The sequence below is a fragment of the Myroides sp. 1354 genome (assembly GCF_030324495.1).
In the GTDB taxonomy this organism is placed as follows: domain Bacteria; phylum Bacteroidota; class Bacteroidia; order Flavobacteriales; family Flavobacteriaceae; genus Flavobacterium.
Map to the genome: position 1 here is coordinate 23,070 of NZ_JACAGN010000006.1, position 24,491 is coordinate 47,560.

General features: G+C 34.9%; 12 protein-coding genes. 9 read left to right on the top strand and 3 right to left on the bottom strand.

What is annotated here, in order from left to right; genetic code table 11:
- Positions 1-25: 25 nt before the first annotated feature.
- From HX004_RS08040 to HX004_RS08060, 5 genes are all read left to right on the top strand, one after another.
- Complete coding sequence (locus HX004_RS08040; RefSeq protein ID WP_286441938.1) at positions 26-604, top strand: hypothetical protein; 579 nt, start codon at positions 26-28, stop codon at positions 602-604.
- Between the two features lie 98 nt (positions 605-702).
- On the top strand, positions 703-1,032 hold the full coding sequence (locus HX004_RS08045) for a hypothetical protein (protein ID WP_286441939.1): 330 nt from the start codon (positions 703-705) through the stop codon (positions 1,030-1,032).
- A 246-nt stretch (positions 1,033-1,278) separates the two neighbouring features.
- On the top strand, positions 1,279-4,158 hold the full coding sequence (locus tag HX004_RS08050; RefSeq protein ID WP_286441940.1) for an alpha/beta hydrolase family protein: 2,880 nt from the start codon (positions 1,279-1,281) through the stop codon (positions 4,156-4,158).
- Between the two features lie 158 nt (positions 4,159-4,316).
- Positions 4,317-5,348 carry a hypothetical protein gene (locus HX004_RS08055; RefSeq protein WP_286441942.1) on the top strand — a complete coding sequence of 344 codons (1,032 nt, stop codon included), beginning with the start codon at positions 4,317-4,319 and terminating at the stop codon, positions 5,346-5,348.
- Entirely contained in the window at positions 5,308-7,611 is a 2,304-nt protein-coding gene (locus HX004_RS08060) for a hypothetical protein (RefSeq protein WP_286441943.1), read from the top strand. Before HX004_RS08055 ends, HX004_RS08060 begins: the two co-directional genes overlap by 41 nt.
- Positions 7,612-7,688: 77 nt before the next feature.
- On the opposite strand, the gene HX004_RS08065 is transcribed toward HX004_RS08060, so the two are convergent.
- Complete coding sequence (locus tag HX004_RS08065; protein ID WP_286441944.1) at positions 7,689-7,919, bottom strand: hypothetical protein; 231 nt, start codon at positions 7,917-7,919, stop codon at positions 7,689-7,691.
- Positions 7,920-8,473: 554 nt separating this feature from the next.
- On the opposite strand from HX004_RS08065, the gene HX004_RS08070 reads away from it, so the two are divergent.
- The 3 genes from HX004_RS08070 to HX004_RS08080 all read left to right on the top strand — a co-directional run bounded on the left by HX004_RS08070 (position 8,474) and on the right by HX004_RS08080 (position 17,659).
- Positions 8,474-13,552 (top strand): translocation/assembly module TamB, encoded by a 5,079-nt coding sequence (locus HX004_RS08070; protein WP_286441945.1) that lies wholly within the window; start codon positions 8,474-8,476, stop codon positions 13,550-13,552.
- A complete protein-coding gene (gene tamL, locus HX004_RS08075; protein ID WP_286441946.1) occupies positions 13,530-15,845 on the top strand; it encodes a translocation and assembly module lipoprotein TamL in 2,316 nt (771 codons plus the stop codon). The genes HX004_RS08070 and tamL overlap by 23 nt, the downstream gene beginning before the upstream one ends.
- Before the next feature lie 425 nt (positions 15,846-16,270).
- The gene (locus HX004_RS08080; protein ID WP_286441948.1) at positions 16,271-17,659 is read left to right on the top strand and encodes a sigma-54-dependent transcriptional regulator; all 1,389 of its coding nucleotides are present in this window, start codon (positions 16,271-16,273) and stop codon (positions 17,657-17,659) included.
- Positions 17,660-17,737: 78 nt separating this feature from the next.
- On the opposite strand, the gene HX004_RS08085 is transcribed toward HX004_RS08080, so the two are convergent.
- Both HX004_RS08085 and HX004_RS08090 read right to left on the bottom strand, forming a co-directional pair.
- A complete protein-coding gene (locus HX004_RS08085) occupies positions 17,738-20,563 on the bottom strand; it encodes an FAD-binding and (Fe-S)-binding domain-containing protein (RefSeq protein ID WP_286441949.1) in 2,826 nt (941 codons plus the stop codon).
- A gap of 769 nt (positions 20,564-21,332) precedes the next feature.
- A complete protein-coding gene (locus HX004_RS08090; protein ID WP_286441950.1) occupies positions 21,333-23,021 on the bottom strand; it encodes an acetate--CoA ligase in 1,689 nt (562 codons plus the stop codon).
- Positions 23,022-23,400: 379 nt separating this feature from the next.
- On the opposite strand from HX004_RS08090, the gene lpxD reads away from it, so the two are divergent.
- The gene (lpxD, locus tag HX004_RS08095; protein ID WP_286441951.1) at positions 23,401-24,405 is read left to right on the top strand and encodes a UDP-3-O-(3-hydroxymyristoyl)glucosamine N-acyltransferase; all 1,005 of its coding nucleotides are present in this window, start codon (positions 23,401-23,403) and stop codon (positions 24,403-24,405) included.
- The last annotated feature ends 86 nt before the right edge of the window (positions 24,406-24,491 follow it).

Here is a 24,491-nt window from a genome sequence, read left to right on the forward strand (position 1 = left end):
TCTTAATTGATAAAACCAAAGCGAAATGAAAAAGATAATAGCTATTTTATTAGGCGGAATTGCCCTAGCATCTTGTTCAAGTGACGATAATAAATCATCTTCTAATGATCCTATTTTTTCTCAACCTTATACAGAATTAACTAATTTGGATGAATTAGTAACAGGTAAATATCAGTATGTGGGAAATAAGATTGGTGATCGAAAAGTAGGTTTAGTTACTGACGCAGCAAAATGTAAAGGTAGTGATCATTTAGTAGTACATAGAACAGGAGCTGTTTTAGACTCTATAACGTATAATAATTATCGACCAGAAATTATTGACAAGAAAGAAGAATGCTTGAGTATTTTTGCATTTCCACGTTTGATGCAAAAGAATGAACTTGTTAGTCCAGGGTATTTAAGTACTTCAGTTGATGATGGTTATTTACAACCTATTTTTAATGATGAAGGTGTAGTTGTAAGAAGAGAGTATAGAAGAAAAAATCATTATGGAGGTAAACTAGAAATAGGTTTTCAAGCAGGATACCTTAGAATTGAAGATAGATTATCTGATTATAAACGTTTAAATGGCGAAAAAGTGTATTTATACTTTAAAAAGAACTAAAACTACAAAGCTTTTATTATTTGATAGAAGCTTTTTTTATTAGCTAAATTTTTCCAGATTGTTTTTATAACTTTGTGTTTTAATATAGAGCGTAGATTATGGATATAAAGACATTGATTCATCACAACCTAGATGAATTATTGTATTTAGCGGATAAAAAAGGAGTCTTAAATACAGATATGGTGGTGAAAATAGGGGCTTTTGTCGGTGCAGCAGTGCTAAGAGGTCGTTATGCAGATAAAAAAGAAGTGACAGAAGTAGAAATTAATGGCGTTTTTGGAATCGTTGGAGATTTCTGTAAGCAAAGTTTTGGTCGAAGTTATACCAAAGTTCACTTTAAAAAAATGACGACCATGGCGTTAGAGCTTATTCAAGAACCAACATTTGATACCGATGTAGAGGTTTTTATACAAGATTTACAAGCATAAATGCAAAAAAAAATAGAATATATAAGGGATAATAGGCAACTATTATCCCTTTTTTAGTACTAAAACCTGAAAATCATTTCCGAACAGCCTAGTGAAATAAGTTAAATCCTTACATATCATTTAAACTTGGCTGGAACGATTGAGGCTGAGGTGTTAATGCATTTGCGAGATAAATCTTAATGCGATATCTTGTACCTTTCGATAAAAATACATAAATCAACATTTTAGACCTATATAATGATTCGAATGAATAGATTATCCCCTTTTGGAATCGGTTTGTTGTTATTGACAGCCACCTTAGGGTATGGACAGAAAAAACCTTTAGATCACGGGGTATACGATCGCTGGGAGACTGTTGCCAATAAGCAATTTACTAACGACGGAAAGGCAATTGCTTACCAAATTGCTCAACAAGAAGGTGACAAAACCTTGAGAATTCATTTTTTACAACAAAAAAAAGAAGAAGCTTTTCCACGGGGAGAACAAGTTGCGTTTACTGCCGATTCTAAATTTATGGTTTTTGCAATTCGACCGACTTATTCTGATTTAAAAGCAGTTAAAAATAAAAAGAAGAAAGAAGATGAAATTGCTAAAGATTCCTTGGCAATATACAATTTAACTCAACAAACGATTGTCAAGATTCCACAAGTTAAGTCATTTAAATTGCCAGTAAAAGGAAGTGGTGTTTTAGCTTACTTATTGGAAAAAGAACAAGATACCCTTGGTGGGAAAAAGAAAAAAGCTGATAAAAAGGCGGATAAAAATGAGCCTTTAACATTAGTCGTTCGTCATTTAGAAACAGGAAGTGAAGAACGTATCTCTCATGTGGTATCCTATCATTTTGACGAAATAGGAAATTATCTTGTTTATGTCACAGCTAATCCTGAGGCAAAGAAAAAAGAAGAAAATAAAGAGAAAACGCAAGAAGAAAATAAAGATACCCTGGAGGAAATTGCAATAGCTCCTATTGTAAATCAAGAATATGGTGCTTATGCTTTGAATTTGAAAACAGGGAAAAAGTCTGTCTTGCTATTAGGGGAAGGAAAGTTCTCACAGTTTAATCTAGATAAAGAAGGGAAACAAGTCGTTTTTACGTATACTCAAGATGATGAAAAAGCATTAGTTAAAAATTATGCTATTTATCAAGCAATTTTACCAAAGCCAGCACAAGTACTGATTGAAAATACAGGAAAAGGTATGCCAGAAAAATGGGTTGTATCTGAAAATTATACGCCTCAATTCAGTAAAAATGGAAAAAGATTGTACTTCGGAATAGCACCTCAAACTATTCCCAAGGATACCACTTTAATTGCTGACGATCACGCTATAGTTGATATTTGGCATTATAAGGAAGATTATTTACAACCACAGCAGCTTGTTAATCTAGATAAAGATTTGAAAAAATCCTATTTAGCTACTGTAGATTTAGTGAAGCGAAGTGCGCTTGTTGCACTAGCTGATGAAACAACAAATTATACTTCGCTAGTTGATGAAGGGGATGCAACTCTTGTATTTCAAGCTTCAGATTACGGAAGACGTGTGGAAAAACAATGGGATATTTCAGGAGTGTCTTCATACTATCTTGTGAATGTTCAAACAGGAAAACGAACAGAAGTTGTCAAAGATTTACCAGGAAGAGCTACAATATCACCTAAAGGAACCGCTGTAGTTTATTACAATAGTCAAGAGGCAAATTGGTATGTATATGATGTGAAAACAAGTAAGACTAAACAATTGAACAAAGGAGTAACTGTATCCTTCGCTGAAGAAGAATTTGATATGCCAGATCTTCCTTCTGCCTACGGAATTAAAGGCTGGACAGACCATGATGAATCAGTACTCATCGGTGATCGTTATGATATATGGGAGTTTTATTTGAAGGGAAATAAAGCGCCTCGTATGATTACGAACGGCTATGGACGTCAACATAATCTTACCTTCGATTTGCTGCAATTGGACGACGAAAAGAAGTCATTCAATAAGAAAGAGAAAGTGATAGCTACAGTCTTTGACAATCAAACCAAAGAGGCGGGGTATTTTCAAATAAATTTAGAAAAAACAGAAAATCCAACGAAAATTGTTGTAGAAAACTACAGTGGATTTGCTTCGTTAACTAAAGCGAAAAATGCAACAATCTATGCGCTTACTAAAGGGAATTTTACGCATTCAAATGATTTGTATGTAGGAGCACAGTTGAATCAAATGACACAGATAAGTCAACTAAATTCGCAACAACAAGAATACAATTGGGGTACGAATGAATTGATACATTGGACCACACCTAATGGATACGATGCAACAGGAGTTTTGTTTAAACCAGAAGATTTTGATGCATCTAAAAAGTATCCGATGATCGTGTATTTCTATGAGAAATTATCTGATAATTTAAATCGCTATGAAGCACCTGCTCCAACGCCTTCTCGTTTAAATATTCCCTATTTTGTTAGTAATGGATATTTAGTTTTTACGCCAGATATCAGTTATACCGATGGATTTCCTGGAAAAGCTGCAGAAGAGTACATTAATTCGGGAGTAGATTTTCTGAAGAAAAATGCTTGGGTAGATGGTGATAAAATAGGAATTCAAGGTCAAAGTTGGGGTGGATATCAAGTAACGTATTTAGTAACAGTGACGGATCGATATGCTGCGGCTTGGGCAGGTGCTCCAGTTGCCAATATGACTTCTGCCTATGGAGGAATTCGCTGGGGAACAGGAATGAGCCGTCAATTTCAATATGAAAAAACACAAAGCAGAATTGGTAAAACACTTTGGGAAGGATATGATTTATACATTGAAAACTCGCCTTTGTTTAAAGTGCCTAATATAACAACACCTTTGGTTATTATGCATAACGACAATGATGGAGCAGTGCCTTGGTATCAAGGAATTGAAATGTTTATGGCGATGCGTCGTTTGGAAAAACCAGTATGGATGTTGAATTACAACGGGGATGAACACAATTTGATGAAACGTCAGAATAGAAAAGACATTCAAATTCGCCAACAGCAGTTTTTTGATTATTATCTGAAGGATGCAAAAGCACCAGTTTGGATGGTAAAAGGAGTACCTGCTGTGTTAAAAGGAAAAGATTGGGGATTTGAACTAACTGAAGAAAGAATAAAGTAAAAACTCAAATTACTACAAGAAAGGGCCTAAAAGGATTTATTCTTTTTAGGTCCTTTCTTATTTAAAAAAATGTTGAAGTATACTGAAAAATAGTGAGACCTCACAAGATATAAATACATTCTTATCTGTACATTTGCTAGAAGAAGATGGCCTCATTTATGAGGTCAAAGGACTTCAATACAGCTATGAAAAAAATGATTTTACTGATGTTGTTAGTACTAAGCACATCTTGTAGGAATACTTCTACTCAAGCTCCTCCAAAGCTTTCTTTTTATTATTGGAAAACTACTTTTTCTTTAGATCAAGTGGAAAGAGATGCATTAAAAAATCTTGCTGTTAGCAAGCTCTATGTTCGCTATTTTGATATTGGATTAAAAAATGGAACAGCTATTCCTATTACGCCTGTTGTATTCAAAGATACCGTTCCTCTGTTAGAAGTGGTTCCTGTGGTCTATATTAAAAATGAAGTGGTACTCAGTGAACAATTAGATGTGAAAAAACTGGCTCATCAATTGGTCGATTTCGTGTTGCAAATCAATGAGAAAAACAACGTTGATAGCCAAGAAATTCAAATTGATTGCGATTGGACTCTAACTAGCAAAGACCGTTTTTTTGCTTTAATCGATCAACTGCGCAAAGAAACAGAAATGAAAATATCAGCAACCATTCGCTTACATCAAGTGAAATACGCGTCGAAAACAGGAATTCCCAATGTTGATCGAGGCGTATTGATGTATTACAATATGGGGCGAATTGCTTCAGATTCTTTAAACTCTATTTACGATCGCCAAATTGCACAGCAATACATTGGTGGGGTAAAAGAGTATCCGTTAGAGTTAGATTTTGCACTGCCTATTTATTCTTGGGTCGTTCACAGTAGAAAGGATCAGGTCCTGCGCTTAATCAGTCGCTTGAGAATACAAGATTTGCAAAAACAACCTCAGATCAAACAGCTTAAAGATCATCAATTTGTAGTGACTCAAGAAGTCACAGCCTTTGGCTTTGTTTTTCAGCCAGGAGATAGGCTAAAGGTGGAAAGTATATCCGCTGAACAGATACAAGAAATGACAGAAGATCTGTATCGCGCAAGGGGTACATGTCCTAAAGAAATAATATTATACGACTTAAATTCAAAAAACATCAATTCCTATGATCAAGAAATCTTTAAAGAAATGGTACGTTGTAAGTAGCCTTACCGCCCTATTGGGAACGGGTATTTACACGTATGGTTGTGCTGATGGCTGGTGGAGCTATTCGAGCATTTCCAATTTTACGCCAGAAGCCTTTGTGGATGAATCTTATAAACCTTTATTTTTTGCTCCATACGATCGTTTTTACAACGGAGGATACATGGATAATGCCTCGATGTTCAATGACGATATCGTAGCAGAATGGACAACCTATCTACAAGGAAAATTAGACCAGGTAGAAATAAAAAAATACCTGTTGTCTAGTAAAGAGTATGCGACAGAGATCGATCAATTATACGCTAACTTAAAAGGAAAAAAGAAAACAACTTGGAACTTAAAAGACGAGCGTATCCAGAATTTTGTTACTTTTTTATATCAGGCCAAAGAGATCGAAAATTATTCAAATGATAGTTACAGCTATTGGGATTACGAATCCTACGTAGCAAATGTAATGGAAGAAAGTCAAGCAGAGCAAGTAGAGAAAGTCTATAAAAATCTCAAGAGTAAAGATGTTTTTTTTACGAATAGAATGTGGTTTCAAGTGTTGAAAGCAAAATTCTACTCGACAAATCGAGCTAGTGTTATTGCTTTTTTTAATGAAAGTGCGACCAAGCAACCTAAAAACACTTTGTATTATAGAGGGTTAGGTTATGTGGCAGGCGCTTATTATCAGGCGGGTGATTTCAATCAATCCAATGTATTATATGCCGAAGTTTTTAATGGTAGTCCTTCGTTACGTCAAGTGGCTTTGTACAACTATAAACCTATGGATGCTGCAAGTGTAAAACAAGTTGCAGAAACCATTTCTTCTAAAGAAGTGCAAGCGGCACTTTGGGCTATGCAAGGGTATTACACGAATTCTATCGATGCTTTAAAAGAAATTATTGCCGTAGATAGTAAAAGTCCTCATGCTAATTTCTTATTGACGCGTTGGGTGAATCAACAAGAAGCTGCTGTGCTAAAATTTAGAGAAGAATCATTCAAAAGCAGCAAAGAATATTTTGCTAGTTTGAAGAAAACCATTGATCAGCCAGGGTTAGATTGGATCAAACAAATAGCAAAACAACCTGAAAAAGTAGACAACCCAGCTTTGTGGTTGCTAGCAAGTGGTTATTTGGCCATCTTTCAAGGAGAATACAAGGAGGCAGACGCTGCTTTAGTAAAAGCAAAAAAAGAAGCGAAAGGAAATGTTTTGGTTGAAAATCAAATTCGCTTATTTGGATTGATTAACCGCATTTCTCAAATGAAGAAAGTGGATGCTAAAGCTGAAGAGTCCATTCTTAGCGATATGCAATGGATATACAACGATATTATGCCACATACCAATTGGGAAGATCCTTTCCGCTATGATTATGCGATGCATTGGGTGCGCCAATACTTAGCGGCTATTTACGCAGAACAAGGCAATAGTGTGATGAGTGAAATCATGTTTTCCAATTTAGATTTTTATGGCAAAGTAGAGAATACCATAAAAATGGAAAAATTCTTATTGACTACTCAAAAAACTAATTTTGAGCAGTTGATGGTCAGTAAGTATGCTTATAATCTCAGTGATATTTACGAAAGAAGAGCAATTAATTTGTTTTATCAAGATAAAATAGAGCAAGCAATCGTCGAAATGAAAAAGGCAGAGCCCGTTACAGCAGCCTATGAATATAGTGGAGAACCTTACGTGAAAACGTATAAAAATACAGAACTATTGGGTAATCCATTTAATGGTAAAATTCAAGATTGTAACGATTGTGATCACGAGGCTAGACAGACGGTGAAATATACTAAATTGAGTTTCTTAGAAAAAATTAAAGAAATGCAAGATAAAGTAACCAAAGGAGAGGATGTATTTAATAATGCATTATTAGTAGGAAATGCCTTTTACAATGGGACATATTACGGAAATGCACGTGTGTTTTATTATAATGCATTAGTGAATGAATACGGAAATTTCATTTCTCCTTCGGAGCGAAAGTATTTACTAAATATGGGATTGGCCAAGAAGTATTACGGCCTGGCTAAGAAAGCAGCAACCACAAAGGAACAAAAAGCAAAAATTGCCTATTTGGAAGCAAAAGTAGAGCGCAATGAGTTTTATGCGAATCAGTATCAAAATAAAGATTATTATTGGGGTGCAGGATGGGATGATCCGATGTTTAAAAAATGGAAAGGATTCCAAGAACTGGCAACCTTGTATAGTGATACCCAATACTATCAAGACGTAATCAATGAATGTGGTTATTTTAGAACCTATTTAGAGAAAAATCATTAGTAGAAATAAAAAAAATCCAGAAAGTAATTTCTGGATTTTTTATTTTTGATTTTTCTGTTAAAACCTGTTTCAATCGATTAATTGCAAACAATATTCATCGATGTAAGGCTGAAATTTCTCAGAAATGCCTCTGGTGCATTTTCTAGTTTTTCTAATTGATGCTTAGATAAAATGAAGTTAGTTATAACCCAATTTTTTGTATCATACAACATAATTAGAAGCTCCTCTTGTAATTGTTGAGAAGGAAGTTGAGCCATGTTTTGTTGTTTCTGCTCGATTCCTTTTTGATTGAAAAATAATTTTTTCATTTTCGGCTACTTTTTAAGAACGACAATCAAATTTTGTAAGGGGCTTTGATAGAATTAAATTATGAGTGTTGTTTTGTTAGGGTAAAATTACTAAAAATAATTTTATTTTTAACTTAAAATCGATAAAAATTACATTTTGTTTCTTTTTATTTAAAATAGAATCTAAATTTTTTGAAAAAATATGTCATTTAATCCGTGATGGTTATTGAGTTATTTAGTTGTTTATCTTCTAAAAAAAGCGATATGATTTTTTTATTTTTTTGATTTTTTGAAATATTATTTCCCTAATGGCGCTATTTTATTAAACGAAAAAGAGGTGAAAAAAAGAGAAAGAAGTGAGTTTTTTTGTTTTTCTTTTGCAAAAAAATAACCTAGATGTTGTAGAACCTGAAAAGAAAAAAATAAAGATCTCGATGTTAAACTTTTTACGAGATAAAAAATTTTGTTTTTTTCGCGCTAATAGGAGTTGAAAATAGCACTATTTGTGAAATATTAATTATTTGTGCCTTCAAATGCTAGATGTTTTTGTTATTTTTGAGTAAAAATAAAAGACTTTGAAGAAACTACTTGTTAAAATAGGTAAAATAGTGGGTTGGATTGTGTTTTCAATTCTCGTTTTACTGATACTTTTAATTGTATTAGTGCAGATACCTTCTATTCAAAATGCAATAAAGGACAAAGCCATCACTTTTGTTGAAAATAAAATAGGAACTCCTGTTCAATTGGATCGGATTGCCATTTCTTTTCCTAAAAAGATAGTAGTTAAAGGATTATATCTTGAATCTCAAGAAAAAGACACCTTGGTGTATGTGAATCACTTGGGGGTAGATATTGGGTTATGGGGATTGTTGAATAGCCAAGTAAATGTCAATGCAATTGACTTGGACGGATTAACGGCTCATGTTCACAGAGATACCCTACAGCGTTTTAATTTCGATTATATTGTAGACGCTTTTGCTTCCGAAGAGGAAAAAGAAGATACACCTTCTTCCATGAGTGTTTCAGTAGGGCAAATTAATTTAAGTAATATCGCGTTGAAGTTTGATGATCAATATGATGGACATCATGTCAAGCTGAAACTCAATCAGTTTGTGACGCGCTTCAGAGATTTTGATCTCGATCAAATGCGATTCTCTTTACCTGTAATTTCTTCGGATGGTTTAGATTTAGTATACTACAAGGAAAAACAATTTGGAGAACGAGAATCAGTCTTATCCACACAAGAAGAACCTATTGAAGAAGAAATAACTCCTGCTAAACCAATTGATCTGAATATTGGAGTAGTTGAATTGAAACAAACTAAAATTGACTACCAAAGTGTAGAAGATTATATTCAGGCGTTCTTGTCTTTAGATGATTTTAAACTGTCATTGAATAAGTTAAATATTGAAAAACAACAAGTAGACATTGAGGATATTACGCTAAATAAAACAGTAGCTAAGGTTCGTTTTTTAGCTGGAAAGGAAAATCCTCAAACCAATGCTACTCCTGTTGTAAAATCAGATAGTCTACCCAATGAAGACCAAACAAACATAGGATGGAACCTCGCTATTCGAAATCTAGGGATTCAAGATTTTAATGCGAAATACGACGATGATAATCACAAGAAAATACCAGAAGGCTTAGATGTAAATCACATTGGTATTGAGGCTTTAAACTTCAGTTTAAAAGACTTTCAATATACGGATGCTGGACTGAATGGAAATTTGCAACAATTCTCCTTTAAAGAGCAAAGTGGTTTTAACTTAGACAACGTAAAAGCGTATTTTCAATACGGACAACAAGCCTCTTTTGTTAAAAATCTAAGTGTAGAAACACCCAATACGCAGTTTAATACAACGGCTGTTTTTAATTACAGTAGTTTAGATCAATTAAAAGATAACTTAGGACAACTTTCAACGGATCTCGTTATTTCAAATTCTCATTTAGGCTTGAAAGATGCCTATCTATTGATGCCTGATGTTTTTAAAGCCAATGGATTGACAAAATTAAGCCAAGAAAAAATCAAATTAGAATTGGTCGCCAAAGGATTGGTTAATGATTTAAATATTGAAAAAATCTATGTGAGTATGTTGGGCTCTACCTTTTTAAATGCGGCAGGAAAAGTGAGAAATTTACCTGATGTAGCTAAAGCGTATATTGATTTTACAATTAAAGATTTTCAAACTACGGCCAAAGATATTCGTTTGATTGCCCCTCCTAAAACTTTGCCTGATAATATTGAAATTCCCGCTTTAATTAGTTTTACAGGTAAAGCCAAAGGAACGCAACAAGATATAGCAAGTACATTTAAATTAAAAACAAGCTTAGGAACCATCGACTTTGACGGGTCTTTCAATCAACGTATAAAGAACAAAGAAAAGTATCAAGCAAATCTGACGATTGATAAATTGAACTTAGGGCGTTTGATTAAAAATGACTCCATAGGAATTATAAGTTTACAGGCGAAAGTAGATGGTGTTAGTTTTGAACCTACGATGGCACAGGCAAATGCCTTAATTAAATTGGATAAAGCGGAATATAATGGATATACTTATAAAGATATTCAGTTAGATGGACATCTATCCAATGGACAGTATGCTGTTATTACTCACAATGCTGATCCAAATTTGGATTTCGATTTAAATGCTACTGGTACCTGGACTAATCAAGCATTGAGTCTACAATTACTCGCTGATTTAAAGAAGATTGACTTGTATCAATTGCGTTTGAATGCAGAACCCTCTATAGTATCTGGTCGTATTGAGGTTGATATGCCGAATATTATGCCCGATAGCTTAGTAGGAACCGCTATCATTAGTGATTTAAGCTTTAATGCTCTAAGTCGATCGTTTAAATTACAACCCATTCAATTCCTAGCAGAGGCAGAGGCTTCTTATCGCAAGATGAGTTTAACTTCTCAAGTACTAGATTTTGAGATGGAAGGAGATTACCTCTTGACACAGCTAGGTGATGCAATAACACAGACAATTAGCAAGTATTATAAAATTAGTACTGAAGATAAAAAAGAGAAAGAAACAGCGAAGGTAAATGAACAACGAGTTGAAAAACAACAATATTTTACCTATCAATTACAAGTTAAAAATGATCCTATTTTTCAAAAAATAGTACCAGAATTAAAGGAAATACAACCCATTTTATTGGGAGGAGTCTATAGACAAAAAGACGATTTCCTCACGATAAAAGGGGAAGTCCCTGCTTTGGAATATGGGGATATAACCATAGAAGCTATTACATTAGATGTTCAGCCGAAAGGGGCTGCTTTGGATTATAAATTGGGTATTAAAAGTATTTCCAATGCATCTTACAGTATTAAACGGATGGTATTGGACGGTTTTGCACAAGAGAACAAACTCGATGTTAACTTTAAACTTTTAGACAAACAAGATAAAATCTGTTACTTGATTGGAGCAGAACTTCTTTCAGAAGAAAAGCAACAACAGTTGAGTATGAAAGAAGGTGGTTTTATCTTAGACTATATTCCTTGGACCGTGAATCCCAATAACAAAATTGTCTTAGGCGAAAAAGGACTTTATGCGAAAGATTTTGAATTAGGCTATCAAAATAGTTTGATTCGCTTGGCCTCGGAAGAAGAAAAAATGAACAGTCCTTTGGCAGTGAACTTTGTGAATTTTAGTATTGAAGAAATTACTAAAATGATTCAAAAAGATAAATTATTGGCCGAAGGAACTATTAATGGAGAAATTCACCTCAAAGATTTATCTGCCGATTTCCGATTCATTTCTGATATTGACATTGCTAATCTAGCAGTTTATGAAATAGGTTTAGGAAACCTCCATATTGGCGTTTCTAATCAATCGCTTAGTCAGTATGCTGCTGATATCGTTTTAGAAGGAAAAGAAAATAGAATCAGATTATTTGGTGTCACGGATGTAGATCAACAAACGTTAGATTTGAAATTGGCATTAGATAAATTTCAAATGGCTGCCATAGAGTATTTTAGTATGGGTAACTTAAGTGATACGCAGGGGTACCTTTCAGGCGAATTGAATATAGGAGGAAAATACGATAAACCAACTATTTTAGGAGGATTGGATTTTAATTCTATAGGTCTGCATGTTAATCCAATTAATGCAGATTTTAAAGATATTAATGAAAAAATAGCATTTACAGCGCGCGGTATTGAATTAGATAAATTTAGTGTGACTGATTCCGATGGTAATTTATTGGTGATTGATGGACAAATCCTTACACAAACGTATACCGATTTTAAATTTAATCTTGATATTAAAGCGGTTGATTTTAAAGCAGTCAATTCCACAGTCAAAGACAATGATATGTATTATGGAACGCTGCTTTTTGACTCGAATCTCAAAATTCGAGGCGATTTAAATACACCAAAAGTAAGTGGACAAATTAGTATAGGTAAAAAGACTGATTTTACAATGGTTATGCCACAAGAAGATCCATCTATTGCAGATCGAGAAGGTATAGTTGAATTTATTGATGAAGAGAGTCTTAGACAAGCAGAATTGTTGAAATACCAAAACGATTTTAATCAATCAACCTTAAAAGGAATGGATGTTTCTGTATCGATTATTGTTGATAAAGAAGCAACTTTTACCATGATTATGGACAAGAGTAGTGGTGATAAGGTGGTGCTGAAAGGTGAGGGAGATATTGTTGGAGGAATTGATCCGTCAGGGAAGGTGTCTCTTACTGGACGCTATGAGTTTTCAGAGGGATCCTATGATCTATCTTTCAATTTTATGAAGCGCAAGTTTTTAGTAGAAAAAGGAAGTTCAATCACTTTTGCGGGAGATCCTACAGATGCTATCCTGAATTTAACCGCTATATACGAAACAAAAACAGCTCCAATCGACTTATTGCAAAATCAATTGGCAGCACTTTCTCCTACACAACAGAATATGTACAAACAGCAACTGCCTTTTCAAGCACTGTTAATGATGAAAGGAGAGTTGTTAAAACCTGAGATTTCATTTGATATTCGATTGAAAGATGGAGTAACAAGTGCGTCTGGAGATGTAATTTCCAATACAAAATCAAGGTTAGAACAGATTCGAGCAAATGAATCGGAACTAAATAAACAAGTATTTGCCTTGTTGCTTCTAAACCATTTTATAGGCGATAATCCTTTTGAAAGTAGCATGGGGGGACTAAGTGCAGGTACGATGGCGCGTCAAAGTGTGAATCGATTGCTATCGGATCAATTGAATAACCTTGCTAGTAATTTGATTCAAGGAGTTGAGTTGAATTTTAATTTAGAATCAACGGAAGACTTCTCTTCGGGTTCTAGAGAAAATAGAACAGACTTGAATGTGGCAGTATCGAAACGATTGTTCTCTGATCGTTTGAAAGTAACGGTGGGAAGTAGCTTTGAAGTTGAAGGAAATCAACGACAAAATGAACAAGCAACTAATATTGCAGGAGATATTGAACTCGAATATGCTTTATCTAAAGATGGTCGTTATTTGATGCGAGTTTATCGAAAAAATCAGTATGAAGTAGCACTTCAAGGACAAGTCGTCGAAACGGGAGTTGGTTTTATTATTACAATGAGTTATGAGCATTTTAGAGAGTTATTTGAGCGTTCTAAAGACAAAAGACAATTGAAAAAACAAATAAGAGATGAAGCTAAAAAAGAAGAATAGTGTCCTATTATTGACCCTAACAGGAATTGCAGGATTCTTTATCAGCTCATGTAGTTCCACTAAATACATTCCAGAGGGAGAAGCACTCTATGCCAAGGGGATTGTGGATATTGAAGGAACGGAATTGACAAAGTCAAAGAAGAAGGAAATCGAAGAGTCGTTGGAATCTCTTTTACGGCCAGAACCCAATAGCTCTTTTTTGGGGTTTCGCCCCAAATTGTTTTTTTACAATTTAGGAGGAGATCCTGCTAAAACTAACAAAATAAGACGATGGATGCGCACTTCTCTAGGTGAACCTCCAGTGCTCTTTAGTCAAGTAGATTTAGAGCACAATAAAGCCATTTTAGCTAATAGAATGGAAAATGATGGCTATTTTAATGTTCGCATACAGGCAGATACACTAAAAATAAAGGAAAAGAAAAAAGCCGCGCAATATACTATCGATCCCGGTGCTCAGTTTATTATTAATGAGGTGACCTTTTTGAACGATTCTACCCCCCTGCAACAAGCGATTTACGATGCAGGAAAACGATGGACAAGATTGAGAAAAGACAGACCTTATAATCTGGATCAAATTAAAGAGGAACGCGTTCGCTTTGATAATTATGTGAAAAATAAAGGCTATTTCTATTTTAGTCCAAATAATTTATTGGTACAAGTAGATAGTACAGTAGGTAATCACAAAGTGAACCTATTTGTAAAAGTAAAAGAAGATACTCCCGTATTGGCTACGAAAGCTTATACAATTAATAAAGTGTATATTTTTTCAGATTATTCTCTAGCAGAAACAGATATCAAACGCGATATTAAAACGGCTGAATCCTATAAAGGGTTTGAAATTATCGATCCTAAAAATAAATTTAAACCCAGTATTTACGATCGCACTGTCTATTTGGAAGAAGGGGAACTCTACAATAGAAATGACCACAATTTATCGCTGAATCGCTTAGTGAATCTCGGTGTTTTTAAATATGTAAAGAATCAGTTTGAATTGGCAGATACCGTTAATAATAAATTAGACGTTTACTATTTCCTAACGCCAGATAATCCAAAATCAATTCGCTTAGAGTTATTGGGAAAAACAAACTCAGCAAGTTATAGTGGAGCAGAGTTGAATGTAAATTGGAGCCATAAAAATTTCTTGAAAGGAGCCGAATTGTTTTCTGTTTCTGCTTATGGAGGGGCTGATTTTCAAATGTCTTCTAAAAACAAGGGTTACAATGTATATAAAGGAGGATTAGAAGCAAGTTTGACTTGGCCTAGATTGATCGCACCAGGGAACTTTCATTCCTCAAGTGGTTATATCCCGCGTACCAAAGCAACGATTGGAGGAGAGTATTTAGAACGCAGTCAATTGTATTCTTTAACTTCTTTTAAAGGATCCTGGGGATATCTTTGGAAAGAGAATGTTCGAAAAGAACATCAATTGAATGCTTTAGAAGTAAATTATGTAACACCACAGAATGTAACCGATTTATACCGAGAAACAGCAGCTGGTAATCCATCGTTGGAAAGGGTTTTAGACAAGCAATTGATTTTCGGACCAACATATACGTATACCTATACGAATACAATGAATCAACACAAGAGAAATACTTTTTATTATCGAGGAGGATTGGACTTTTCAGGAAATATTACGGGATTACTCATGGGAGCTGATGTAGATAAGGATAAGGAAAAAACAATTTTAGGTGTACCTTTTAGTCAGTATGTTAAAACAGAACACGATTTTAGACATTATTTGAAGTTGAGTAAAACTTCACAATTGGTGAGCCGTCTTCACGCAGGAATAGGATATGCTTATGGAAATTCTAAGAATTTACCTTATACCAAACAATTTTATGTTGGAGGATCTAACAGTATACGAGCCTTTAGAGCTAGAACCTTAGGACCAGGTAATTTCGACCCTAATTCATTTGAAGCTAAATTTATCCCTGATCAATCAGGGGATATGCTGTTGGAATTCAATTTTGAGTACCGCAAAAAATTAGTGAGTATTATTCATGGAGCACTATTTATTGATGGTGGAAATATCTGGAATTTAAATGAAGTATCGGATAGACCAGGAGGAAAGATATCGGGTGATTTTTATAAGGAAATAGCCTTGGGAGCAGGAGCTGGACTTCGATTTGATATTACCTTTTTGGTGGTTCGTTTCGATTTTGCCTTTCCACTTCGCGTACCGTATAATGAACCAGGCGAGCGCTGGGTAGTGAAAGATATCAACTTTGGAAGCGGAAAATGGAGAAAAGACAACTTGATGTTTAACCTCGCAATTGGGTATCCATTCTAGTATTTGGGGAATATGTACCCATTTTGTGACAGGAGAATTGACTGTGTTGCAGATAAATAAAAATAATAATAGATCTTAAGTGATTGATAAATAATTAATTATTTAATTTGAAGGCAAGTTTGTATTTTTGGCACGCTTTTTTCTATATACTATAGCGTAAGGTGTTATACAAAAAAACAAATGAGTTGAGTAATCAACTTAAATTGCTAGAAAAAGAAAATTAAGTGTTTGTTTTAAAGAAATTTTATTACCAAACGAGGTAATAGGTTAGATCGTTAGTAAGGTGAAGAAGAGAAATCTTCAGGTAAATAGGGAGCTTAGGCTCCCTTTTACTGTTATAGGAGGTTAAAGTTTTACCACTTGTTGGTTTCTCCAAAATAAATATATTAAATTTGTCTTTAGCCCTAAATAAAGACGGATAAAATATGAGTCATAAAGTTCTTGTTATAGACGATGATGTACCATTTTGCGAAATGTTGAAAGCCTTTTTAACCAAAAAAGGTTTTGTTGTTATGAACGCTTTTAATTCCTTAGATGCAAAAAAAGCAATAGACGAGAGTTGTTATGATATTGTGTTGACTGATGTTAGACTCCCTGATAGCGATGGAATTGAACTGCTGAAATACATCAAGGAAAAGTGTATCACTTCCCAAGTTATTTTAATGACAGGGTATACCGAAATCAAAACAGCAGTGAATGCTATGAAATTAGGTGCCTTTGATTATGTGGCTAAACCCATTAATCCCGATGAAATTGTTTTGACTATAAAACAAGCTTTAGATAAGAAAAACAAAGGAGATGAAAAGGTTAAACACGAAACGTCAAAATCAATCTCAATAGAATTAACCACAGAAGAGGCCGTATTAGAAGAATATGTAAAAGGAGATAGTAAAGTATCTTCCCAATTACAAGAGTATATCGAATTAGTAGCTCCAACCAATATGTCCGTATTAATTATTGGAGATAGTGGTACAGGGAAAGAGAATATAGCACATTCTATACACTTATTAAGTAAACGAAGTAAAAAACCTTATATCGCTGTAGATTGTGGTGCTATTCCCAAAGATTTAGCTTCTAGTGAGTTTTTTGGACATATTAAAGGATCTTTTACCGGTGCTGTTACAGATAAAATAGGGCATTTTGAAGCAGCTAACGGAGGAACTATCTTTTTAGATGAAGTAGGAAACTTATCCTATGAAGTGCAAATACAATTGTTGCGCGCTCTTCAGGAAAGAAAAGTAAAACCCGTAGGCAGCAGTACAGAAATTGACGTGGATATTCGAGTGATTGCTGCAACAAATGAAGATTTGCCAAAGGCAGTAAGAGAAGGAGAGTTTAGAGAAGATTTGTATCACCGCTTAAACGAATTTGGTATTGTTGCTCCTCGATTAACAGATAGAGGAAGTGATGTACTTTCGTTTGCGAAACACTTCTTAAAACATTCCAATCAAGAACTAGAAAAGAATGTAAAAGGATTTTCTGGTGAAGTAGAGCGTATTTTCTTGACTTATGATTGGCCAGGGAACTTGCGTGAAATGAAAAATATTATTAAGCGTTCGGTTCTGTTAACGAAAGGAGATTATATCGAAAAAGAGGTATTACCAGATGAAATGTTCGCTCCTAAACCCCTTGTTTCAGACAGTCCAAATGAAGAAGAAAGAGATTTGAAATTGTTTTCTTCTCGCAATGAAGAACAAGCTATACGCACAGCTCTGGAAAAAGTGAAATTCAATAAAACCAAAGCCGCGCAATTATTAGGCATTGACAGAAAAACACTATATAATAAAATGAAACTTTACAATATAGAGTTGTAAGTAGGAATAAGTAAAAAGGCATCTAAACTCAATTAGATGCCTTTTTTTGTAAACAATTTTATGTAGTAAAGTAAAATTCTATCTTGTTACTTCTTCAATTAAATAAAAAATAGACTTGAAGCTTTGGTTGCTATGTGCAGTTAACCCAATCTCACAAGTGCGACTGGTAGAAAAACCATCAGAGCAAGACGAGGGTATCTGTTGTGCAATTGCTTTGGTTCCATGTTGATTTAATTCTGGGACAGTAAAACCTCGATCCCCCGCAAAACCACAACAGTTACTCTCAATGTAGTTTATTTTTTTTGCACATCGCTTTGCGATATCTATTAATTTTTCTTCTAAACCTAGTTTTTTGACAGAACAAACGGGAAAAATAGTCACTTCTTCTCGAGGATGAGTAATAGGTAAGTCTGGGAGAACGAAATCCAATATAAATTCAATTGGATCATAAAACTGAAAATCACTTTTAGCATGATGGTCGTGGTAGGTGTAATAACACGGACTCATATCAAATAAAATTGGGTATTTGCCTTGTTCTGATGCCGTTAATAATGCTTTTTCTAAGGCTGTCGATTTTTGTAATCCTTCTTCTTGAAATCCCTTGCTGCTAAAAGGCATACCACAACATAAATTAGCTATCTCTTCTGGATAAATAACCTCATACCCAGCACGTTCTAATAACAATACCGTTAGATCTTTGAGATCTAAATCTTGAGAGGGATAATCTTTTGATTTTCCCATAGTACGATTAATACAAGAAGGAAAATACACTACTTTTCGCACTGTATTTTGAACTAGAACAGCTGGTTTGATTGTTGTTTTTGTGCCTGTTGGCATGGCGGGATTCCACTGAGGAATTCGATTATTGCTCCATTTTCTCATTTGAGTAGAAAGACGCAACATAGTGCGATCTCCTAAGGTATTTTGAAAGAGACGAACAAATTTTAAGCTATAACGCCCCAATTGAGTCACCCGATCTAAATGATCAACAAAATAAAGAGCATCTTGGTGATTTTTAGCCGTTAAATGATCCGATCTCCAGCTTTTGACATATTTACCTGTATCAATCTTAACCGGACAGGCAATCGCACATAAACCGTCTGTCGCACAAGTATCATCGACATAGTATTGCGCTTGCTGACGAAGTTGTTCTAGTAATATTGGATTTTCACCTGTTTGTGTTAAACGCGCAATTTCTCTTCCGATTACAATACGCTGACGTGGTGATAAAGTTAATCCTTCTGAAACACAATGCGATTCACAAAACCCACATTCAATACATTTGTCTATGATAGGGTGGGTAGCAGGTGTGGTTTTTAAATTTTCTAAATGGATATGTGAATTGGCATTAATCATTACCCCAGGATTGATAACCTGATGGGGATCGAATATCTGCTTAATTCGCAACATCAAAGCATAGGCTTGTTTACCCCATTCTCTTTCTACAAAAGGAGCCATATTGCGTCCAGTTCCGTGTTCTGCCTTAAGTGAACCATCAAATTGATGTACAACCAATTCAACGAGTTCATCCATTAAATCGGCATAGCGTTGAATCGAAGTAGCTGTACTAAAGTCTTGGGAAAAAACCAAGTGTAGATTTCCTTCTAAGGCATGTCCAAATAAAACAGCATCGTTATACTGGTATTTGGCAAATAATTGTTGTAAGGCCAAACTCGCTTCTGCTAATTGATCCAAAGGAAAGGCAACATCCTCAATGATGCAAGTAGTTCCCGTAGCTCGAAGTGCTCCTGTAGTTGGCAATAAACCATTTCGAGCCTTCCAATTGAAGGCATATTCTTTAGGATCAGAAGTAAAAACAAAAGGAGCTAAGGTGGAAAGTGAAGCCATGGCTTGTTGTACTTCTTCTTGTTTTTGTATTAATTCCTCCTGATTGTTGGCTTGTACTTCTACAAGTAATAAACAAGCAGATTCAGGAAGTGTTTTAAAATAGGTAGGTGCTTGAGGTTCCTCTTCAATGGAGCGAATACTGTTTCGGTCTAATAGTTCAACCGCAGCAACAGGACTCGCTTTCAAATGAGGAACAGCCTGACAAGCGGTTCTAATGGAATCAAAAACCATCAAGGTACAGGCCTTTTTTTGGTAATTAATTACAGTGTTATAGGTAATGGCTGAAATAAAAGCAAGCGTTCCTTCAGAACCAATCATCAAGTGTTTGAGGATATCAAACGGATCTTGATAATCAATAAAGGCATTTAAACTATAACCAGTCGTATTCTTAATTTTGTACTTGCGTTTGATTCGCTCATACAAGGTAATATCTTGTTGTATCTCGTTGTGAATAGCGCTAATTTCAGCAAGAATTTCAGGGTGTTTAACCTCAAATTGTTGTCTACTAACGATATCTGCAGTATCTAGGATTGTACCATCGTAAAAAACAAGGCGAATATCCGCTAGGGTATTGTATGAGTTTTGAGCGGTACCGCAACACATGCCACTGGCGTTGTTTGCGGCAATTCCACCAATCATAGCCGCATTAATAGACCCAGGATCAGGTCCTATTTTTCGGCCATAAGGTGCAAGTAAAATATTTGCTCTTCCTCCAATTATTCCCGGTTGAAAAGTAGCGCGTAAACCGTTGTCTTTAATGCTATACTCTTTCCAGTGATGTGTGGCTACCAATAAGATAGAATCTGTTATCGCTTGTCCTGATAAACTCGTTCCTCCTGCGCGATAGGTAATAGGTAATTGTTGTTGATGTGCCAAAGCGATGACCTGAACAGCTTCTGCTTCGTTCTTGACTTCTACTACAATTTTAGGTGTTAAGCGATAAAAACTCGCATCTGTTCCATAAGCAAGGGTCTGAATGGGATCTGTAATAATTTGTGAAGGTGGAAGGAATTGGCCTAACTCACGAGCAAAAGAAGCGTAACTTTCTGACAGCATAACAACATTTTTTTGTAGCAGAAAGTTACGATAAATAATGGAAAGAGGAAATCACAGCGTAGCAAGATTCATCGAATACTTATAAAATGTAACCCTAATGAGGGAAAGAAGAAAGAAGAAAGAAGAAAGAAGAAAGAAGAAAGAAGTGAAATATTTCTAAATATTGCGAATCTCTACAAAGAAGCAAAAAACAAAAAAGCATAAAAAGGAAATCGCAACGTAGCAAGATTCATCGAATACTTATAAAATGTAACCCTAATGAGGGAAAGAAGAAAGAGGAAAGCAGTGAAATATTTCTAAATATTGCGAATCCCTACAAAGAAGCGAAAAAGCCTAAAAAGGAAATCACAACGTAGCAAGATTCATCGAATACTTTTAAAATGTAACCCTAATGAGGGAAAGAAGAAAGAGGAAAGCAGTGAAATATTCCTAAATATTGCGAATCCCTACAAAAAAGCGAAAAAGCAAAAAAGCCTAAAAAGGAAATCGCAGCGTAGCAAGATTCATCGAATACTTATAAAATGTAAACCTAATGAGGGAAAGAAGAAAGAAGAAAGAAGAAAGAAGTGAAATATTTCTAAATATTGCGAATCCCTACAAAGAAGCGAAAAAGCCTAAAAGCCTAAAAAGGAAATCACAACGTAGTGAACGTCCCTAAATAAGGTTGTCTTTTTTCAAGAACGAAAGTGTACAAAAACGCAAAAAAACATTAATGAAAATATCTTTTACTGAAAAACTCTACTCTTCTCCTCTTTCTCCTCTCTTCTCTCTATTTATAAATAAATTCCATGGGTACTTCCATTTTTTTGGCTAAGCGTTCTGCCTGAAGTGCACGAAGTTCTACGCGTTTGATTTTACCGCTGATGGTTTTGGGCAGTTCCGTTACAAATTCAATTCTTCGTGGCATCTTGTAAGGAGCGAGATGTTGACGAGAAAATTGAAATAATTCATCTGCAAGGGATGCATTAGCTAGTTGGATATCTTTCAGGATGACAAAAGCTTTTACTTCGAATCCCTTGACCTCATGCGGACTTGCAACCACAGCCGATTCAATAACCATAGGATGTTCCAATAAAACACTTTCTACTTCAAAAGGACCAATGCGGTAATCCGAAGCTTTGATTACATCATCATCGCGTCCAATAAACCAAATATAACCGTCTGTGTCTTTATACGCTTTATCTCCAGTAAAATAAACTCCATTCTTGAATACCTGTTTTTGACGTTCTTTGTCGTACATATATTCTTTGAAAATTCCATTGATTTTGCCTGTATCTGTTTTGACACAAATATTCCCTTCTTCGTTATTTGCCAGTTCTCTTCCTTCATCATCTGCAATGACAATATCATATAAAAAAGTAGGTTTTCCCATAGACCCATATTTGAGTGTAGCATTGGGATAGTTAGCCACCATACACGTACTTTCAGTTTGTCCAAAACCATCGCGTATATAAAGCCCCGTAGCCTCATGCCATTCTTCGATAATTTCTGGATTTAAGGGTTCACCAGCAGCTACACATTGTCGTAAACTGAAGCGATAAGAAGCTAAATCCTCTTGAATAAAGAAACGCAATACTGTTGGTGGAGCACAAAGCGTTGTAATTTTATGTTTTTCAATTAGTTGTAGTGTTTTTGTAGCGTTGAAACGCTCTTTTGTGTGAAAAGCAAAAATGGTTGCGCCTACATTCCAAGGAGCAAATAAACTGCTCCACGCAAACTTAGCCCATCCCGGTTGAGAAATATTGTAGTGAATATCTTCTTTCTTTAGCCCAATCCAGGCTGTGGTAGTTAGGTTGCCAATAGGATAACTTAATTGCGTATGGCATACAATTTTGGGCATACCTGTGGTGCCAGAAGTAAAAAATAAAAAGAGATTATCATCGGGTTTGGTAATTGCTGCATCAGCTTCTGTATCTTGCTCATCTAGTACAGATAATGGATACCATCCTTGACGTTGGCCATCAATAATAATTTTAATCGGAATATGGATATTCGCAGCTTTTTCAGCCTCATCAATTTTTTCTACATTATCGGCATCTGCTATAATTACTTTGGGTTGAATTTTTTCAAATCGGTATTTTAAATCATTTACTCCAAGAATACTTGCCGCAGGAGATAAGCGATATCCTCCTTTAATCGCAGCCAAATGCGTAACCCAATTGATGCGTTGTAACATCATTTGCGTAAGAATAACATCTTGTTGTTGGATTCCCTTTTTGCGCAAAAAATTCAAAAGTTGATTGTATCGATGGTAAAGTGTTTGAAAGGTATAATGCTCTGTCTTGGTTCCATCTGTCCAGAGAAGGGCGGTTTTATCTGGAGTTTCCTTAACGTGTATTCCTTCAAATATCTCCGTTACCCAATTAAAATAGATGGGTTTCTCTACTTGTAAATCGTGTAAAGCACTAAAATTCTCTTCCGCAATGAAGTTTCCAATGCTTTTAAATAAATTTTTCATGTTTTGTGGTTTTTTGTGGTAGTATAAGATACACAAAAGGTTTGAAAATACATAGGAAGTAATAGTGATTACTATCTTTTTGACGGTAAAAAAGAAAAAAAGTTAGAAACGTATAAAGAAATTGGTAGGGAAGAAGCAAAAGTATGAAAAGTAGAAAAATAAAAATAGTATCGAATACAATGTGTTAAAAAATGGAATAAAATCTTGTAATTTTTAATAAAATCAAATATTTATGATTTTTTATTTTTGTTGGTTTTTGTTCATTTTTCAAATAAAAACCTATTATTGTTTATTATTTTGAAATAAAATAACATTTTGTTGCAATATGATTAATAAAATTTCGTTTTCTTTGGTACAAACCAAGAAACTAAATGTTATTATGAAAACGTACTCCTTAGACGAAATAAATGGTATTTTAAATGGAAGCATAATAGGAACAACTGTGAAAAAAATTCACGCTGCAGAACAATTAGACAAAGCAGAAGATGGTCAGATTTCCTTTATTGGGAATAAAAAATACGAGCGTTTATGGGCGAATTCCAAAGCGAGTATTGCCATTGTTAATCGTGATATTTCTATTGTTCCTGGAGAAGATCGAGCGTTTATTAAGGTGGATAATGTAGATTTAGCGATGTCTCAGTTGCTTGCTTTTTTTGCCCCTAAGTTACCTCATGTCAAGGAGGGAATTCACCCTAAAGCGAGTGTTGATGCAACTGCTCAAGTGGGAGAAGGCACGCAAATAGGAGCGGGATGTTATGTAGGAGAGCATGTTGTGCTAGGAAAAAATGTTGTTGTTTATCCCAATGTTACAATTCTAGATCATTCCGTTATTGGAGATAATACGGTGTTATGGTCAGGTGTTGTAGTTCGAGAACGTACTCAAATTGGGCATCATTGTATTATTCATCCCAATGCTGTGTTAGGAGCAGATGGATTTGGTTTTTGTCCTTCAGAAAAAGGATTAGTAAAAATTCCTCAAATTGGTCATGTTGAGATTGGTAATCACGTTGAGATAGGAGCAAATTCTTGCGTAGATCGAGGTAAATTTAGTGCTACAATCATAGGCGATGGCTGTAAAATAGATAATTTAGTTCAAATTGGGCATAATTCTGTTTTGGGAAAATGCTGTATTATGGCAGGAAATAGTGGATTAGCGGGTTCTGTAACCTTGGGTAATTTCGTTGTTATTGGAGGTAGTGCATCGATTAAAGATCACGTTACTTTAGGGGATGGAGTTGTTGTAGGTGCGGGATCAGGAGTTACAGGCGATGTAGAGGCAGGAAAAACCGTTTTGGGGTATCCAGCCTTGGAAGCAAAAACAACCTTAAAGCAATGGGCCTTTTTGAAGCAATTGGTAAAGAACTACAATAGCAAGGGCTCTTAATCTTTAAAAGTTAAGTCAACAGTTTGTTTTTTCAGAAGAATGAAAAATAAACGATACAAATTCATAAAAAAAGCCTCGTTATATAC

Coding starts and splice junctions, on each gene's coding strand:
- HX004_RS08040 (WP_286441938.1), top strand. CDS start 26: ATGAAAAAGATAATAGCTATTTTATTAGGCGGAATTGCCCTAGCATCT.
- HX004_RS08045 (WP_286441939.1), top strand. CDS start 703: ATGGATATAAAGACATTGATTCATCACAACCTAGATGAATTATTGTAT.
- HX004_RS08050 (WP_286441940.1), top strand. CDS start 1,279: ATGAATAGATTATCCCCTTTTGGAATCGGTTTGTTGTTATTGACAGCC.
- HX004_RS08055 (WP_286441942.1), top strand. CDS start 4,317: ATGAGGTCAAAGGACTTCAATACAGCTATGAAAAAAATGATTTTACTG.
- HX004_RS08060 (WP_286441943.1), top strand. CDS start 5,308: ATGATCAAGAAATCTTTAAAGAAATGGTACGTTGTAAGTAGCCTTACC.
- HX004_RS08065 (WP_286441944.1), bottom strand. CDS start 7,919: ATGAAAAAATTATTTTTCAATCAAAAAGGAATCGAGCAGAAACAACAA.
- tamL (WP_286441946.1), top strand. CDS start 13,530: ATGAAGCTAAAAAAGAAGAATAGTGTCCTATTATTGACCCTAACAGGA.
- HX004_RS08080 (WP_286441948.1), top strand. CDS start 16,271: ATGAGTCATAAAGTTCTTGTTATAGACGATGATGTACCATTTTGCGAA.
- HX004_RS08085 (WP_286441949.1), bottom strand. CDS start 20,563: ATGCTGTCAGAAAGTTACGCTTCTTTTGCTCGTGAGTTAGGCCAATTC.
- HX004_RS08090 (WP_286441950.1), bottom strand. CDS start 23,021: ATGAAAAATTTATTTAAAAGCATTGGAAACTTCATTGCGGAAGAGAAT.
- lpxD (WP_286441951.1), top strand. CDS start 23,401: ATGAAAACGTACTCCTTAGACGAAATAAATGGTATTTTAAATGGAAGC.